This is a genomic window from Belnapia sp. AC561 (genome assembly GCF_979252845.1).
Window position 1 is genome coordinate 15,204 of the sequence record NZ_CEEDBP010000021.1, and the last position, 14,751, is coordinate 29,954.

The window sequence follows — 14,751 nt, forward strand, 5'->3', positions numbered from 1 at the left end:
TCTCTCGTGGACGTCAAAACCGCCTCCGGGCCATTGGTTGATGTCGTGGGGCGGTATGTGCGCCTCCAGCGCCGTGGTCGAATTTCCGAGGCTTGCTGCCCGTTTCATCAGGAGCGGACGCCGTCCTTCGTTGTCTACCCTGACCATTTCCATTGCTACGGCTGTGGCGCGCACGGGGATGTCTTTGATTTCGTGGCTCGCGCGGAGAGCCGGCAGCTCGGCGACGTCATCCGCCAGATGCGGAACCAGAGCGGTGTCGGCGCCACCCCTTCCCCGGAGGCCCGAGCGCGTATTCGCCTCATGCAGGAGGCGGCCGAGGCCGCCCTGAATGAACCGGACCCCTACGAGATCGTCTCGCCGGTTCCGGCCGGGGTGCCTCCGCTGTGGCAGGGTGGCGGTCAGCCTACCGCGAGGATACTGAAGCCCGGCGCCGCTTTGGGCGAGGCACTCAGCAGCCAGCTACCCGTCGAAGCCGTGCATGAATACCGGGGATACCACGGCGAGCTGCGCGGCTTCGTCGTGAGAACCCCGCGCAACCGGCGGACTGGCAAAAAAGGCGCTCATCAGGTTGCCTGGGCCCGTAATGTCCGCCTTGCAGATGGCTCTGTGACGGAGGGCTGGACGTTCGTGAGCTACCCGGAGCCGCGCGCCGTCTACGGGGCTCCCCTAGTCACCCACGCGCGGGAGGAAGGCAAGCCCCTCCGGTATCTGATCGTCGAGGGCGAGAAATGCCAGGAAGCCGGGCAGGCCTCCGACTTGGCGCGCGATTGGATCGTGGTGAGCTGGGTCGGAGGTAGCAATGCGTGGCTCCGGACCGATTGGGCCCTGATCGCGGAGGGTGATGAGGTCGCGTTGTGGCCAGATGCCGACGAGAGCGGCGTAGGTCACGCAACCATGGTGGGGATTGGACAGCACCTCATCGCCCTGGGGTGCCGCAATCTCAAATGGATCACCCCTCCCCCGGCCGTCCCGAACAAATGGGATGTGGCTAACGCAATCCGCGACGACGGCTGGACCGGCGACCGGCTCCGCGCTTTTGTGGCCGCCGGTGTTCCATGGACTGGCGCCGTTGAGCCGCCTCCCCCGGCTGCAGCTGTGCCAGCCGAGCCATTGGTGCCCGGTCTGCCTCCAGAGCCTTCCCCGCGGGAAAGGGTTCTCTCGGTTGTGGAACAGGAAAGCCTTGTTCGGTTCGGCAGCAGACTTCGCCAGTTCAGCACGGTAGTCCAGGCACCGCCGCCGCAGCTGCAGTTCACTCTCCCTGGGTTCCTCCGAGGCACTGTGGGCATGGTCGTTGGCGCCGGCGGCAGCGGCAAGAGCTTCGCCATGCTGCAAACCATGATCTGCCTGGCGTCCGGGCTGGACATCTGGGGTCTCTGGTCGGACCTCGCGGACGAGATCATGGTTCTGCCCAGTCCGCCGGGGAGGTGCATCTACGTCGCGGCCGAGGATCCTGCCGTAGTCGTGGACTGGCGCACTCATCATCTGGGCCTCGATGCGATCAAGCGTATCAAGGGGTCGCGCCATAACCTCGACGAGGTATTGGTGTGCATCGACCGAAACCTCCAGATTTTCCCAGTCTACGGCGCCGGGAGGGAAAATGCATTCGCCCTTGCCGGAAGCCGCACCGAGACATCGGTAGTTCCTGGCCCACTGTATGAAAACCTTATGCAGTATGGGCGTGGCGCCCTAGCTATCGGCCTAGACACATTGGGTCGAGTGTCTTCTTCTTTGGAAGAAAAAGAAGGCTCGGACATGGGGCAGATTATCGACATTGCTGAGACTCTTACTGTCGAGACTGCCGGCGCAAACGTCCTCTTCGCTCATCACACTACAAAAGCGGCGGCTCTCAATGGGCAGGCCCAGGAACAACAGGCCGTCTCTGGCAGCCGGAAATTGACAGACCATGCTAGATGGCAGGTGAACATGGCGATCATGGATGCCAAGACCGGCGAGGCGCGGGCGCTCACCGATGCTGATCGGCGCCGTTGGATCAACGTCGCTGCAGCCAAAATGAACTATGCCGACAATGCGGGCGCCCGTTGGTGGCGCCGCGGGGAGCACGGAATTTTAGTGGGTGGATATAGCCCGCCCGAACAGCAGCAGAGGCAGCCGAATTTAGCGGGTGGGTCTGTTAGCCCAAAAGCGGGTTCGTCTTTCGCTCGGATGTCGAGGGAGGTTGCTGGTGAGTGACCAACCGTCAGTTCCTGAGGAAGCCGAGGGCTTCGCTAGTGTCGAGCGGAGTTTTGCTAAGGTCGATGGGCTGGTGGTGCCGGTCAGAGGTCACCGAGCGGGCGGTTTTGAGCTATATTATCCTGGTCGGGACGAGTTTAACACCGACGGGATGAACTTTACATTCCGCATATTTCAGCAGCTTGGGGCTTGGGACGAATCGGTTCTTCTCGTCTTGCTGAAACTTCTGGGTCAGCGGGGCAAGATTTTGCTTCCCGAGCCTGAAGGCGCAAATCTACGCCAAGTCCGACAGCAGTTTAATGCTGGGGGCGAGGCGTCGGCGCAGGCGACGGTTCTACTATCTGGCACATCGTATTCGGAGATACTGCGCAACATGGGTCTCGGCACTGCCGGCAGGGCACGTCGCCTGTTGCGAGAGAGTCTACAGCGGCTGAGCGCAATTTCACTCTGGATCAAGCACCGCAGCGGAGCGGAGGGCAGCTCAAACCTGTTGGTGGTTCATGCATCGCCGACCGGCGATTTGCTGATCTCGATCCACTACCTGTTAGCGAGGGCCTTCCTGTCAGAGAGCCACTGGGCGCGGATTAACCTCGGCGAACGGTGGCATCTAAACGGCGACATCGCCAAAATTCTGCATCGCTGGCTTAGTGCGTGGTTGGATGAAGGTGAGACCAAGCCGGCCAGGCTCTCGACCCTGGAGCGCCATGTCTGGGGGAATACCGCCACTGGCCTCGATAGGGCGCGCCGGTTCTCGGATCTCAAGGCGGCATTCCGGGAGATTGAGTCTATTGGCACTGGCTGGCTGGTGACAGGCACAGACCAACGCGGAGATTGTACATGCCGGATCACCCGGCCTCTCCGGTCCACGTCGGTTGCGAATGAATCCGTTTTGCCGGCGCTTGACGTCCAAAGTGAGATGCCTGTCGCTGTCCCCCTTTCCGCTATAGTCGAGGCAGCAATAGGTTGAGAGGCCATTTAGCCAGGTGCTGCGGTGGTCGTGACCTGCTGCAGCGCCCGCAGCTGCTCCTCGAGCGCAGCAGCACGGCCTGCCGCCTCCCCTGCCCGGCCTAGTGCTTCCCGCGTTACTGTTTCCGCGTCCGCCTGCCGCCGCTGAGCCGTCTCCAGTTCGGCGAGAACGCGGGCATGGTCGCCCTGGCGCTTCTCTACCTCATGCCGGACGCGGTTGACCTCTTCCTGGTGCGCTGCCTGGGCGGCGGCTGCCAACTGACGGGAAGTAGCGGCTTCGGTTTGATGTGCCGCCCGCGCCTCGTCGAGGTTCTGTTGCGCCCGGGTGAGATCGCCCGAGAGGCGGCTGACTTCCGTGTTCCGTGCCGTTTCGGACCGCTCCAGCGCGGCGCGGAGGTGCGCAACTTCGTCCCGCATGGCGGCAGTTTGCGCCTCAGCTGCGGCCCGCGTCTCGGCAGAGGCTTGGGCGGTCCGGTTAGACGCCTCCAGATCGCTCCTCAGTCCGCGGACCTGCGCGTCCGCATCATCGGCTCGGGAATGGGCTTGGCGCTCGCGCTCCCCGGTATTCGCTAGGTCGATGCGGATCTCTGCGAGTTCGTTTTCAAGCGTGGCCACCGCTTCGGCGCGTTGCAGGGATTCTGCCTCAGTCGCGGCGACACTGGCCTCTGCCAAGTCCAACTCGTGTTTGTGGTGGAGCGTCTCGGCCTGCAGCCTGTCCGTCACTCGCTGATAAGTCGCGTCTGCATCCGCTCGAGCATGCCGGTGGATCGCCGCGACGATCGTGTCGAGCTGGCCGGCGAGCGCGCCTTTGCACTCGTTAACCAACTCCTGCAGCGGAGTTGGGAGGTTGCTGGCCGCATCGTCGTCCTGGATCACCGGCGGTGTACTATCTCCCCGCTCCCGCCAAATGGCCTCCAGGCGCTTGGCTTGGCCGCGGTCACCGACCTGCCGACGGATCGCCCAACCAGTGACCTCCTCACCGCGCGCTCTGATCTGGCGTCCAGCCTCAATAATCTCCTCAGCGGTCACGAGCGGTGGGCGCATGTGCAACGTCCTAAGTTAGTAAGTAAGTTCGGATCATACCTACTTACCAACTAACTTACTTACTAACGCGTAAATTCCTTTCCTTTTTCATTTTGTCGGCCAGTCGCTAGTCACTTCCGCCTGGGGCGTGGCAGAAAATCCATAGCGCTTGCATGTAGTTAGCACACGCTAGCGCGTGCTATATGACGATAGCTTAGATAGCTTCCGCTAACATTGCTTGCACGCGCTAGCGCAGGCAGCTAAGCTAAGATTGCTAGCTACGCTATAAGCGCTATGGACGCTAGCAGCGCTATCGGGGGATAGTATGGGCAGCATAGTTACGATTGCGACGAGCAAAGGCGGCGGCGGCAAGACAGCTCTTACGACCCTCTTGGTCGCCAACCTGGCATCGCGCCTCCGCATCAGTGTGACTGACGCGGATCCCAACGCGTCGTTCGCGACTTGGCACGGGCTTGGCTACGAGGGCCCGTCCCTCACCTGCCTGACCGAGATCAGGCACATCGAGGTGGTGGACACACTTCAGGCTCAGGCCGAGAACCATGACGTTGCGATCTGCGATACAGCTGGGTTTGCAAACCAGACTGCGTCGATGGCAATCGCCACCTCCGACGCTGTCCTTATTCCGCTGATGGCCGATCGGGGGACCGCCCGTGAGGCGATCAAGACGGCCAAGCAGGTGTTGGCCTGCGGCAAGTCAGCTCGGCGCATCATCCCTTATGTGCTCGTGCCCATAGCCTGGAACCCACGCGGTCTGGCTGAGCGGGCGACACTGGAGGAGCTGGCAGAGGCCGAGAGCGCGCTCGGTCTGTTACTGCCGGTCGCGCGGCAGCACGTCTCGAGCTCGGCTGAGGTCCGCAAAATGAGCTACACGGGGCGAGTGCCGACCTCTGGCACGATTGGCCTGGAGATTGATCGGCTCGTCACCGAGTTGACCGGCGCCGGGATCCTGCCGGCCAATTCCAGGTTCCCACAGCGGCAGCCGAGCCAATCGGACCTGCTTACCGCGTCAACAAATACAATCAGTTAGCGTGCGCTATCTGATGATAGCAAACGCTCGCGTCGCTAGCATCAATAGCAACCATAGCGTAGTCAAAGGGAGTAGGGTGATGGCATCCTCTGGACTCAAGCGCCGGCCGTCGGGGTTGGAACTGGCTGGGGCACTGGCGCCGCTGACTGGCGATCTTCCTTCCACGTCGGGCCGCGTTGACGTCCAGTCACAAGTCGATCCCCCTAAGGTGATTGCAACGCCGGCACCGCAAAGGGTCGAGCTGGTGCAGGTCAATTTCCGCGCCAGCAAGGGACTGGCCAAACTCCTTGCCCGACTTTCAGAGGAGCGTGGCAGCACCCGGCGGCTTATTGCTCAACTGCTGCAGTCTGACGGCCATGAGGTTCCCGAGGTCGATCTCGTCCGTCAGGAGACCCGCCGCCGCTATGACGAATAGCGGCGCTAGCGTCCATATCTCTTGCTAGCAGACGCTAGCTAGCACTAGCAGCCATAGCTTCCGCTAGCAGCCCTCGCCTAAGCGCGTCAGTGCCGCCCAAGCTCGTAGCGCACTGCCACTGAGCGACAACGGGATCGAACGGCCCCACTGGCCGTGGTGAGGATAGCTGAAGCCATCAGGTGCGATACCGGCGCGGCGGCAGGGGGCATAGACCCATCCTGCAGTCCAAGTCATTGCCATCCACTCGAAGCCTGGGGGCAGCAGCGTTCGCGTAGCGGCCTCGTCCATGGTGTAGGGGAGCGCCTGTCCCTCCCAGCTAAACGCCTGGTGGATCGCGCAGTCCGCTGCAGCACTACCGGCCCCAACCTCACTTAGGCGATCAGCAATGCGGAGCAGGCGGTCATAGCTAGTCATCACTCCGCGGCCGGCTGCAGTGGGTCATAAGGGGGTGGAGATAAGCATGGCTATTCAAGTTCGTCACTTCGAGGCTGCTGACGCTCAAGCCTTAGCTGGCTTGATGGTGGAAATGGCAAAATCTTATGGCGCCACCATCAAACCCGACTTGGCTGTTGCTGAGGACGTTGTTCGGCAGGCTCAGCAGGTTGATGTCATCGTGGCGCACGATGATGTCCGTCTGCTGGGCTTCGCTACCTTCACATCCCTCTACCCTGTCGCCGGTCTGCTTCGCTTCACCTACGTCCAGCAGATTTACGTCGGCCAGTCTGCACGTCGGCTAGGTGTCGCACAGGATTTGATGGCGGGGATCGCTCGTGCAGCGAAGGCCGCGGGCAGCACTAGAATCGAGTGGTCTACATCAAAAGAGAACATGGCAGCACGGGCGCTCTACGACGGGATGGGGGCGAGTGGGTCTGACAAGGTCTACTACGTACTCGATGGAGCCGCCCTCGATCAGTTGGCGGCAAGAGGTCGGCAAGGTGGCTAGAACCTGCTTCATACCAGCTTCGCCATGGGTCCTAATGAAGCGGAGCTATGGCCGAAACTGGGTGACGGCGGTTTGAGAAAGGCGGCGTATCGAGGCGGGTGACGAGCCTGCCAGAACCTCCCGAAGGAGCGATACGCCATGACCAGCGATAGCACCGTTGTTCCATTTCGTCAGGCGGAGACGACCGATGATCCGCTGACCGCAATCCTGAGGAGCGGCGCCCGCCGGTTACTGGCACAGGCGATTGAGGCGGAAGCCGAGGCGTTCCTGGCAGCCATGAAGGGGGTGCCGCTGTCGGACGGGCGGGAACGTCTGGTGCGGCACGGACATGGCCCTGAGCGCCAGGTGCAGACCGGGATTGGCCCGGTCGCGGTGCGGCGGGTGAAGCTGCGCGACCGCGGCACTGTTGAGGCGGTCGAGCGGATCCGCTTCACCTCGAGCATCCTGCCACGCTGGGCGCGGCGGACGCCGAGCCTGGATGCCCTGTTGCCGGTGCTCTACCTGCGCGGGGTCTCGATGGGCGACTTTCAGGAGGCGCTCGGGGCGCTGCTGGGCAAAGATGCCCCGAACCTGTCGCCGTCGGTGGTCGCGCGGCTGCGGGGCGAATGGGAGGCGGACCATGCACGCTGGCAGCGGCGCGACCTGTCGGCCCGGCGCTACGTCTACCTTTGGGCGGACGGGGTCTATCTGCAGGCGCGGATGGAGCCGCAGGCCGAGTGCATGCTGGTGCTGATCGGCGCCACGCCGGAGGGCAGGAAGGAGCTGGTCGGGTTCCAGGTCGGCCTGCGCGAGAGCACGCAAAGCTGGCGCGAACTGCTAGTCGACCTCAAGGCGCGTGGCTTGGCGATCGCCCCGGAACTGGCCACCGGCGACGGGGCGCTCGGCTTCTGGAAGGCGCTCGAGCAGGTCTGGCCCACAACCCGGCATCAACGCTGCACGGTGCACAAGACCGTCAATGTTTTGGACAAGCTGCCGAAGTCGGTCCAGCCGGCGGCCAAGGCCGACCTGCGCGAGGTCTGGATGGCGCCGGACCGCGCCACAGCCGAGACGGCGATCACGACCTTCGCCGGGAAGTACGGCGCCAAGTACGACAAGGCCGTCGCCTGCCTGCTGAAGGACCGCAACGCCCTGCTTACCTTCTACGACTTCCCCGCCGAACACTGGGACCACCTGCGCACCTCGAACCCGATCGAGAGCGTGTTCGCCACCGTGCGGCACCGGACGGTGCGGACCAAGGGCGCGCTGTCGCAGGACACCGCCCGGCTGATGGTGTTCAAGCTGGTCACGGCTGCCGCCAAAACCTGGCGCAAGCTGAAAGGCGAGAACCAGTTGCCCAAGGTCATCCAAGGCGTCACATTCAGGAACGGCGTCGAGGTCACCCAGACGCCAGCACAGACCGCCGCCTGACCGGCTGCCGTCACCCAAATTCCAGCATAGCTCTAATGAAGCGCCAGGGCCTCCGCGCAAACAGTGCAAATCCAGGCACATAAGAGGCGGTCTGGACCGAAATCAACGATTTGGGTTGGGACGTCTGGGGCTCTGAATGTGGCACGCCCGGCTATGTGTCGATAATACAGGATGATCACACTCCAGTCTGGAATCCAGCTGAGAGTGCAGGTCACTAATTTGTTCTCAACAACACCGAGCTAAAACTGCTTGAGCTTCGCCATCATTTTATGGATGTTCTTTTACCAAGCGAACGAAGGTCGATCGGAGCGTTGTTCGCTCGGACCCTGATAGCGTGTCCTGTCCATAGTGCGCCCGGCCGATGCGCAGCAGGGTTCTGTCATAGTCGCCGGGAACTTGGCTGCCGGTCTGAAACAGGGTCTTCAGACCAGAGAGATCTGCAGGAGCCAAAGAGGTAATCATGGGGTTAATGAGTGCGTCGAGCCCCGTGCCCGCCGTTACCGCAGCTGCCGCCGCGGGAGAGGCAGGCGGCGAGTAAGACAAGAATTCCCGCACGACGTCGGCATTCCACTCCGTTGTAGTGTCCGCTTCCTGCATCAGGGATCTGCTCTGATTCGAGCGGGCCGGCTCGATGCCGATCAAATGCACCCGCACGCCGAACTGCTGCGCTAACACTACGCCAACCCGAACATCTTCGTCGCCGGACAATAACACGGCGTCGGTCATCGCGTGATTACGCGCTAAGTCGGCCATGTCGGTGATGATGAGAGCGTCGACTCCCTTTTGCTCTCCGGCCGAATTGATCTGTCCAAGACGGACCTTGATCTCGTTGGAGTCTGCAAGGGCCGCCTGTTCTGGCGTAGGGCGTCCGACGCGCATCGCGTCATACCAGTAGATTCGGAGGAGAGGTAGATCGCAGGCTGTCCGTGCAACCCGCTTCAGAGCTTCAACGACTTTGGGAATGTCGAGAGAGATAAGCTCGCGGCCTTGACGGGTACCGGTGAGAAGAACGGACCCCTGCGCGAACAGATACCCCGCATCGACGAAGACCGCCGACCGTTGCATATAAAGGCTCCTCAAATGACAAAGGACGCCCGCAGGCGTCCTTTTTAGTACCGTTGCGCCAGACGTGCGTAATCTCCGCCCGTCGCTACAGGAACCTATATAAGGAGCCTATCGCATGAAGTCTACCATAAAATGCCGAGTGGCGTCGTTCCGGCTGTCGGGATGGGCTCGCCTCGGCTGGCTTCGGTTGCCGCCACCGCCTGATCTCAATATCATTCTAAGGCTCCATAATAGTTCTTCTGTAGGGTGAGAGGCAGGGACGAGGGCGTTGCCGCCCCCAGCTCTTTAGCCCCACGTTGAGCCGCCGAGCGGTCCCGGTATCCCTTTCTGTAGCTCGCGCAGCTTGGCCAAGCGGTCCCGGAATTGGGCGATTTGCTCCTGCGTCGCCCACGGCTCGGCGATCCGCTTCTCGAGTGCCTGCTGAAAAGGTAGGTTGTAGCCTGCGCCGTTCCCACCGCCCTCGATGTAGCGATCGATCTTCTCCAACAGCTCATCCGTTACGTTCATCATAATACTCTCCTGCGTCACATCGTGGTCGAGACTTCAGCCTGGTGTGAAAAGGGTGGCCGTGGCCGTGCCTTCCGTCGCCATCGTCTCATTCGATTGCTGCGGAAGGCGTCGTATGTTGAGAGGGCGTCAGCAAACCAGCCATGCGCGCCCGGTCGAGCAAGGTTTTGACCGAAGAGGGCGCCCAGATGTTCCCTCCGCGCGGGGGAGCAAGGCCAAGGCGGGTAAGCTCGGTCCCAAGCTGGGCAAGGGTGATGCTGTCGCGCCCCGCCACCAAGGCAGCAACGACTTCCGTGGCGCGCTGGCGGGCGCGCAAATGCTGTCGTGGATGCCGTCGTGGGGTGGTCCCCAGCATCTCCGGTTCGGCCAAGGCCTCGGCAACGAGCAGCTTGATCGTTCGAACTAGCCTGTCCTCGGTAAAGTGGCGGTGGCCGGCTGGCAGCGCCTGGTTGACCGCCTTTGTGACTTCCGGCCAAGGCTGTGTCGGGCGCAATTTACGGACCAGGGGCAACCATTGGTCCAGTCCGGGCATCAAGTTGGCCAGATGGGATGCCCGGCGCGACGCGGCGAGCTTTCGCAGCACGGCAGGATCGCGCGCTTGCAGACCAGGATTGCCGCCCACCCGTCCGCGCACTTTGGCAGCCTGCAGGCCTGCCTTGGTGCGCTCCCGGATGAGGCTGCGTTCGAACTCCGCGACCGCCCCCAGCATCTGCAGGACGAGCACGCCGCTGGGGCCCGAGGTGTCGATCGGGTCGGCAAGCGAGCGAAAATGAGCACCCTTGGCGCGCAGCGTTTCGACCACCTCAAGCAGGTGCGAGAGCGAACGGGCTAAGCGGTCGATGCGCGCCACGACCAGCGTGTCACCGCGCTGTAACCGTGCCACGGCGGCGGCGAGTTGGGGGCGGGATCGGCTGGCGCCGGAGCCAAACTCCTCGAACACCTCGTGGCAGCCGGCGGCACGGAGGGCATCCAGTTGCGGCCCTAGGGTCTGGTCTTCGGTGGAGACGCGGGCGTAACCGATCAGCGGCATGAGGGAGCAGGCTTTCTGCGCGAATGCGGGTACATTTTCAGTCGTGGCAAGTTACGCTGAAACGACCGTTTGAACACGCAAAAAACCTCTGAAAATGATGCGAAATCAAGCGTATTAGCCCGCGCCTCAAGCACTCGAGGACGGGGCTGAACACAAATGGCGCTTTGACATGGGGGCTAGGCGGGAGTGCCAAGGAGCCTCCTTGGCTTCACACAGGGCGAAGGTTCCGAGCAAAATCAACTTCTTGCAGAATTACCGCAGGGGGCCTGCCAGCTTTGCACCACAACCAATCCGCCTTAGCCGGCGAGGTTGATCTGCGAGGAAGTGCGGTTTAGCGGACGGAATGGGGGCGGAGATGGCAGGAAATCAGAAGGGTAGGGGAATGGCGCATGATCTCAATGAGTTAGCGCAATACCGCTGCGCACTTTTTGTTATCGTGCCTAAATACAGGCATCAGCACGATTGCCCTGAATTTCCGTTTCAGTCCGGCTGATAGGGGCAGGGTGGTAGCATCCCGCGCAGCCGCGGCACGGTACGATGCTGCTAAGATGGCGCTATGCAGCCAGCTGATGCCACCCACGAGACACCCGCCATGGACCGCGAGACCGCGAGGTCAGTTTCACCTTGTTGGGCCTTAAACGTGCCCGCGACCGCGGGCGCCTTCTCGGCCTCGCTAGTTTGGAAGTCCTGCTTGCCGGTGTTGCGGTGACGGTGCAGGGCATCAGCATCATTTATGAGCTGGACGGTAGCCTACTCGTGCAGCCGCCGCGCTTTCGCCATCCCGACGGCCAGTGGCTGCCCGTCGTGATCCTGCCGCCCGAATTGGCCAGCGCCATCGCGGCCGAAGTCCTGGACGCTTTTCAGGATGTGTCCAACTGACAATCGGAGGGATGCCATCCGGTGATCAGTGGCTTGCCTGCCACAGCATTGGTTAGGTTTACAGCACCAGTCTCGCGCACCGCCATGGGCTTTCCGCCGCAACCGCCAAATGCCATTGCCGCATGTCGCCAAGCTGGGATTTAACGGTGCAAGCGATGGCCGCTGATTCGGCTAAAGCGATCATCCAGACGATCTCCGTTCAGCAGCGGCATTGGAGCATCAGACCGTGGCAAAGAAGCAGCCCACTTCGCCAGCCAAGGCACCGACCTCAGCGACCAAGACGCCCATCCCGCCAGTCAAGACACCTACACCAGCCACGGTGACCCTTAAGCAGCTGGCACCCGAGTTGGCTAAGACCAATGAACTGACGAAAAAGCAGATGGAAACAGTGCTGAGCTCGCTGGTCGACGTCGTCACCGTTCGGCTCAAGGCTGGCGACAAGGTCCGGCTGACCGGTCTCGGCATCCTTCAGGTGCGCGATCGTCCGGCTCGCAGCGGCCGCAATCCGGCTACTGGCCAAGTGATTGAGATCAAGGCAAGCAGGAAGATCGCCTTCAGCACCGCCAAGGAACTCAAGGACGCCATCTGACGCCGAAAACCCTTCCAGTTGCAGGAATAGATCAAGGATGACGGCCGAGGAGCGCCGAGTCCGGCAGTCGGATCAATTGAAATGATCCGACTGCGGATGATGATCCGGCAGGCCTTGGACGACCACGGCATCTCCACGCCTGCCGGGATTGGCGCGGCCGTCGGTCTGCCGGGATCTGACGCGCTGAAACTGCTTAGCCGTGGGGGGGTGACAGGGCACAGCTTGAAGCCATGGTAGCGCAGCTGGGGTTGGAGGGGCTGAATGTCCGCCTGAGCAAGGTAGCCCGTCTCACAGCATGCAGGCTGCGCCGGATAGTCCAGCACCGGCGCACGCATGCACTCTGCAGAGGCGAGACGGGTTGTGGAGAGCCTATGACCTATGTCGGCCTTAATCTGCACAAGAGAGGCCCGCAGGGCGCTGGCCAAGCGAGGCCTCGCAACCTGCATACTGTGAGACGGGTCACCCCTATCTTAGGCGGACATCTGGTTAGTTCATCGCATGGACCAGGGTATCCGGGGAGGTCGAGACCATCTCGGCCGCCGCATAAAGCACGAGCATGGCCACTAGCGCTTCCATGGCGATCGACCGAGCCAGCCGACGTCCTGCGCCTCGAATGTTGGCAGCGAGGGCAGGAGTTAGTCGGCGATGGTGCCAGGCGGCAAAGCCCAAGAGGACGCTTACCAGAGCAAGTTTCGCCAGAAGTGCCCAGCCATACCAGGAGGCAAAAAGCTGCTGCACGCCACCCAAAATCCACCAGGCGAGCAGCAGGCCGGCCACCGCGAGTACCGGCACGGCGATCATGGCGACACGCGACCAGGCCTCGACCAGGCGCGCCGCCGCCGGGCCTCCGCGCCTGGCGCTCCAGGCGAGGGGTGGCAAGCTGCCGATCCAGAAGGCGGCCACCAGTAGATGGACCAGCAACAGCCCCGCCAGAACCGGCCGCGGGGTCAGCATGGTGGTATGCCCAAGCAGGGCGTAGCTGGCGCAAACAAGAACGCCACCGAGAGCTGCAGCTATCGTCCAGCGTGAGCCTACAGCCAGCAACGAGACGAGCAGCAGGCCGGCGCCACCCAGCCCGTAGGAGCTGCCGGCCCTGGAGGTGAGCACGACCTTCCACACCTCCGGATCGGTGAGCGTTTCACCGTCGGTGAGCACGCCAACCTGGGTGGCAAGCGCGCCGGCCGCGGCCAGTAGCCCGAGTACCGCAGCACCCCGTGCCCAGCGGCGTAGCCGCTCAGCATCGGCCGCCTCCTGGCGGGTGCCGAATAACAAGGCGAAAAACGCCAGTCCTGCCCCGCCAAGACTGCCGACATAATAGGCGGCGCGCAGCACGACGGCGGCGCCGGGATACCCCACTTGGCCGCTTTGCAAAGCCGCCAGAATCACCGCGACGGCTCGATGCGGAACCGCACTGCGCTGCCGCCGACATGCCCATCGGGCGATGCGCCGCGCCATTCGATCCGGTAGTCGCCCGGCGGCAGCGTGCCCTGTACCGTGGCGCGGGCCTCGCTCGTGGCGGCGGTGCGATCACCCTCACGTCGAAGCGACCTTTCCTTCCCGGCCTGATCCACCAGGCGCAGGGTCATCACCTGCACCGGAACGGGAAAGGCCAGAAGGATCGAGGTAGGCGCTGTGCGTAGCACAGCGCCATCGGCGGGTTCGGAATGGTGCAGGTCGGAATGGGCCGCGGCCGGTGCCGCAGTCGCCAGCGCCAGCAAAACGGCAAAGGCGGCCGCTATGCGGCGGGAATGGCGAAGGGCAGGGGGCATGCAATACCTCGGTGCGTTAATGGACATGAGCAGGGTTGGCGGTCACGGGTGCTCGGCCGGGATTCAGCGCCGCGGCCGGCGCCGCAGAGGGCCGTTGATTTGCGCCCGGTACTCCCTCGCCTGAAGCATGCGCAGGCGTGACAGCGCGCTGAAGTCCGGCGGTGGACGGCGCGCAGGCGGCGAGCAAGGCGGCAGTCGCCGTGAGCAGCATCGAAGTTCGCAGATAGCTCATCGTGATCTCCTGGCGACTGCCCGTGGCGGCGCCGGCGGACCGCCACGGGCATCAGATTAGTTGGTGCGGCGGGGTTGCGGGGTGGCTGGTCCATGGCCGTGCTGCACCTCAGGGCCGCCGCTCCCACTGTTGCCAGTGATCGTGCCGCCCGACGGACTACCCATGTTGCCGCCGCCCATGCGGCTATGGTCCATCGCGGCGTCGGCGCTGCCGCCACCCTGCGGCGTCAAGGTCGGTGCCGGTGTTCCTGGCCGCGTCGCCTGGCCTTGGCCGCCCATGCGGCTGTGATCCATCTCGGCGTCGGCGCTGCCGCTGCCTTGCGGCGACAAGGTGGGCTGAGCGATGGCGCTGCCGGTAACGAACAGCAGGGCGGCAAAGCCCGTAAGCAGAGGACTGGCGTATTTACTAATCATGACAATGTCCTTGTTCCCGGCCTTCTTTTGTTGTTAGGCAAATTTTTAGTTTCGAAGACCACTACTTATATTTACTATCATTGGTGCAATGGTATCGCAACGGCGTCCAGGTAACCAACCCGGGATACCAGAGCACAGTATGGTTTAATAGATTGATTTTGTTCATCTCCTGGCCGGTCCGGCAATGCTTTGTCATGAAGCAACATTGCTAACTTGCTCGGCAATTTTTGATGAACCAGCCATACTTTAAGATAATTCGACGCATCGTCTTGCTA

At 62.6% G+C, this 14,751-nt stretch carries 15 protein-coding genes; 8 read left to right on the forward strand and 7 right to left on the reverse strand.

All coding sequences use genetic code 11. The annotated features are described in order from the left end of the window. Nucleotides 1-6 precede the first annotated feature (6 nt). Entirely contained in the window at nt 7-2,190 is a 2,184-nt protein-coding gene (locus AC0IW9_RS17415; protein ID WP_471649545.1) for a CHC2 zinc finger domain-containing protein, read from the forward strand. Beyond that, the gene (gene repC / locus AC0IW9_RS17420; RefSeq protein WP_471649546.1) at nt 2,183-3,157 is read left to right on the forward strand and encodes a replication protein C, IncQ-type; all 975 of its coding nucleotides are present in this window, start codon (nt 2,183-2,185) and stop codon (nt 3,155-3,157) included. Before AC0IW9_RS17415 ends, repC begins: the two co-directional genes overlap by 8 nt. Nucleotides 3,158-3,165: 8 nt before the next feature. Here repC and AC0IW9_RS17425 read toward each other — a convergent pair whose 3' ends face one another. Then, a complete protein-coding gene (locus tag AC0IW9_RS17425; RefSeq protein ID WP_471649547.1) occupies nt 3,166-4,200 on the reverse strand; it encodes a hypothetical protein in 1,035 nt (344 codons plus the stop codon). A gap of 304 nt (nt 4,201-4,504) precedes the next feature. Between AC0IW9_RS17425 and AC0IW9_RS17430 the strand changes: the two genes are divergently transcribed. The 4 genes from AC0IW9_RS17430 (at nt 4,505) to AC0IW9_RS17445 (ending at nt 7,992) form a co-directional block, all read left to right on the forward strand. Continuing rightward, complete coding sequence (locus tag AC0IW9_RS17430) at nt 4,505-5,227, forward strand: ParA family protein (protein ID WP_471649548.1); 723 nt, start codon at nt 4,505-4,507, stop codon at nt 5,225-5,227. 79 nt (nt 5,228-5,306) lie between these two features. After that, nucleotides 5,307-5,642 (forward strand): hypothetical protein, encoded by a 336-nt coding sequence (locus tag AC0IW9_RS17435; protein WP_471649549.1) that lies wholly within the window; start codon nt 5,307-5,309, stop codon nt 5,640-5,642. Nucleotides 5,643-6,102: 460 nt separating this feature from the next. Then, entirely contained in the window at nt 6,103-6,585 is a 483-nt protein-coding gene (locus AC0IW9_RS17440) for a GNAT family N-acetyltransferase (protein WP_471649550.1), read from the forward strand. Between the two features lie 138 nt (nt 6,586-6,723). Next, nucleotides 6,724-7,992 carry an IS256 family transposase gene (locus AC0IW9_RS17445; RefSeq protein ID WP_471649551.1) on the forward strand — a complete coding sequence of 423 codons (1,269 nt, stop codon included), beginning with the start codon at nt 6,724-6,726 and terminating at the stop codon, nt 7,990-7,992. 267 nt (nt 7,993-8,259) lie between these two features. Here the strand turns inward: AC0IW9_RS17445 and AC0IW9_RS17450 are convergent, their stop codons facing one another. The 3 genes from AC0IW9_RS17450 to AC0IW9_RS17460 all read right to left on the reverse strand — a co-directional run bounded on the left by AC0IW9_RS17450 (nt 8,260) and on the right by AC0IW9_RS17460 (nt 10,594). Further along, nucleotides 8,260-9,057 (reverse strand): NYN domain-containing protein, encoded by a 798-nt coding sequence (locus AC0IW9_RS17450; protein WP_471649552.1) that lies wholly within the window; start codon nt 9,055-9,057, stop codon nt 8,260-8,262. A 285-nt stretch (nt 9,058-9,342) separates the two neighbouring features. Then, the gene (locus AC0IW9_RS17455) at nt 9,343-9,567 is read right to left on the reverse strand and encodes a hypothetical protein (RefSeq protein WP_471649553.1); all 225 of its coding nucleotides are present in this window, start codon (nt 9,565-9,567) and stop codon (nt 9,343-9,345) included. 85 nt (nt 9,568-9,652) lie between these two features. Beyond that, complete coding sequence (locus AC0IW9_RS17460) at nt 9,653-10,594, reverse strand: recombinase family protein (protein ID WP_471649554.1); 942 nt, start codon at nt 10,592-10,594, stop codon at nt 9,653-9,655. 678 nt (nt 10,595-11,272) lie between these two features. Here AC0IW9_RS17460 and AC0IW9_RS17465 point away from each other — a divergent pair. After that, the gene (locus tag AC0IW9_RS17465) at nt 11,273-11,473 is read left to right on the forward strand and encodes a hypothetical protein (RefSeq protein WP_471649555.1); all 201 of its coding nucleotides are present in this window, start codon (nt 11,273-11,275) and stop codon (nt 11,471-11,473) included. 226 nt (nt 11,474-11,699) lie between these two features. Next, complete coding sequence (locus AC0IW9_RS17470; protein ID WP_471649556.1) at nt 11,700-12,062, forward strand: HU family DNA-binding protein; 363 nt, start codon at nt 11,700-11,702, stop codon at nt 12,060-12,062. 486 nt (nt 12,063-12,548) lie between these two features. On the opposite strand, the gene AC0IW9_RS17475 is transcribed toward AC0IW9_RS17470, so the two are convergent. From AC0IW9_RS17475 to AC0IW9_RS17485, 3 genes are all read right to left on the reverse strand, one after another. Further along, complete coding sequence (locus AC0IW9_RS17475) at nt 12,549-13,448, reverse strand: copper resistance D family protein (protein WP_471649557.1); 900 nt, start codon at nt 13,446-13,448, stop codon at nt 12,549-12,551. Further along, complete coding sequence (locus AC0IW9_RS17480) at nt 13,445-13,858, reverse strand: copper resistance CopC family protein (protein ID WP_471649558.1); 414 nt, start codon at nt 13,856-13,858, stop codon at nt 13,445-13,447. The genes AC0IW9_RS17475 and AC0IW9_RS17480 overlap by 4 nt, the downstream gene beginning before the upstream one ends. A 261-nt stretch (nt 13,859-14,119) precedes the next feature. Further along, nucleotides 14,120-14,476, reverse strand: coding sequence for a hypothetical protein (locus tag AC0IW9_RS17485; RefSeq protein ID WP_471649559.1), 357 nt, complete (start codon nt 14,474-14,476; stop codon nt 14,120-14,122). Nucleotides 14,477-14,751 lie beyond the last annotated feature (275 nt).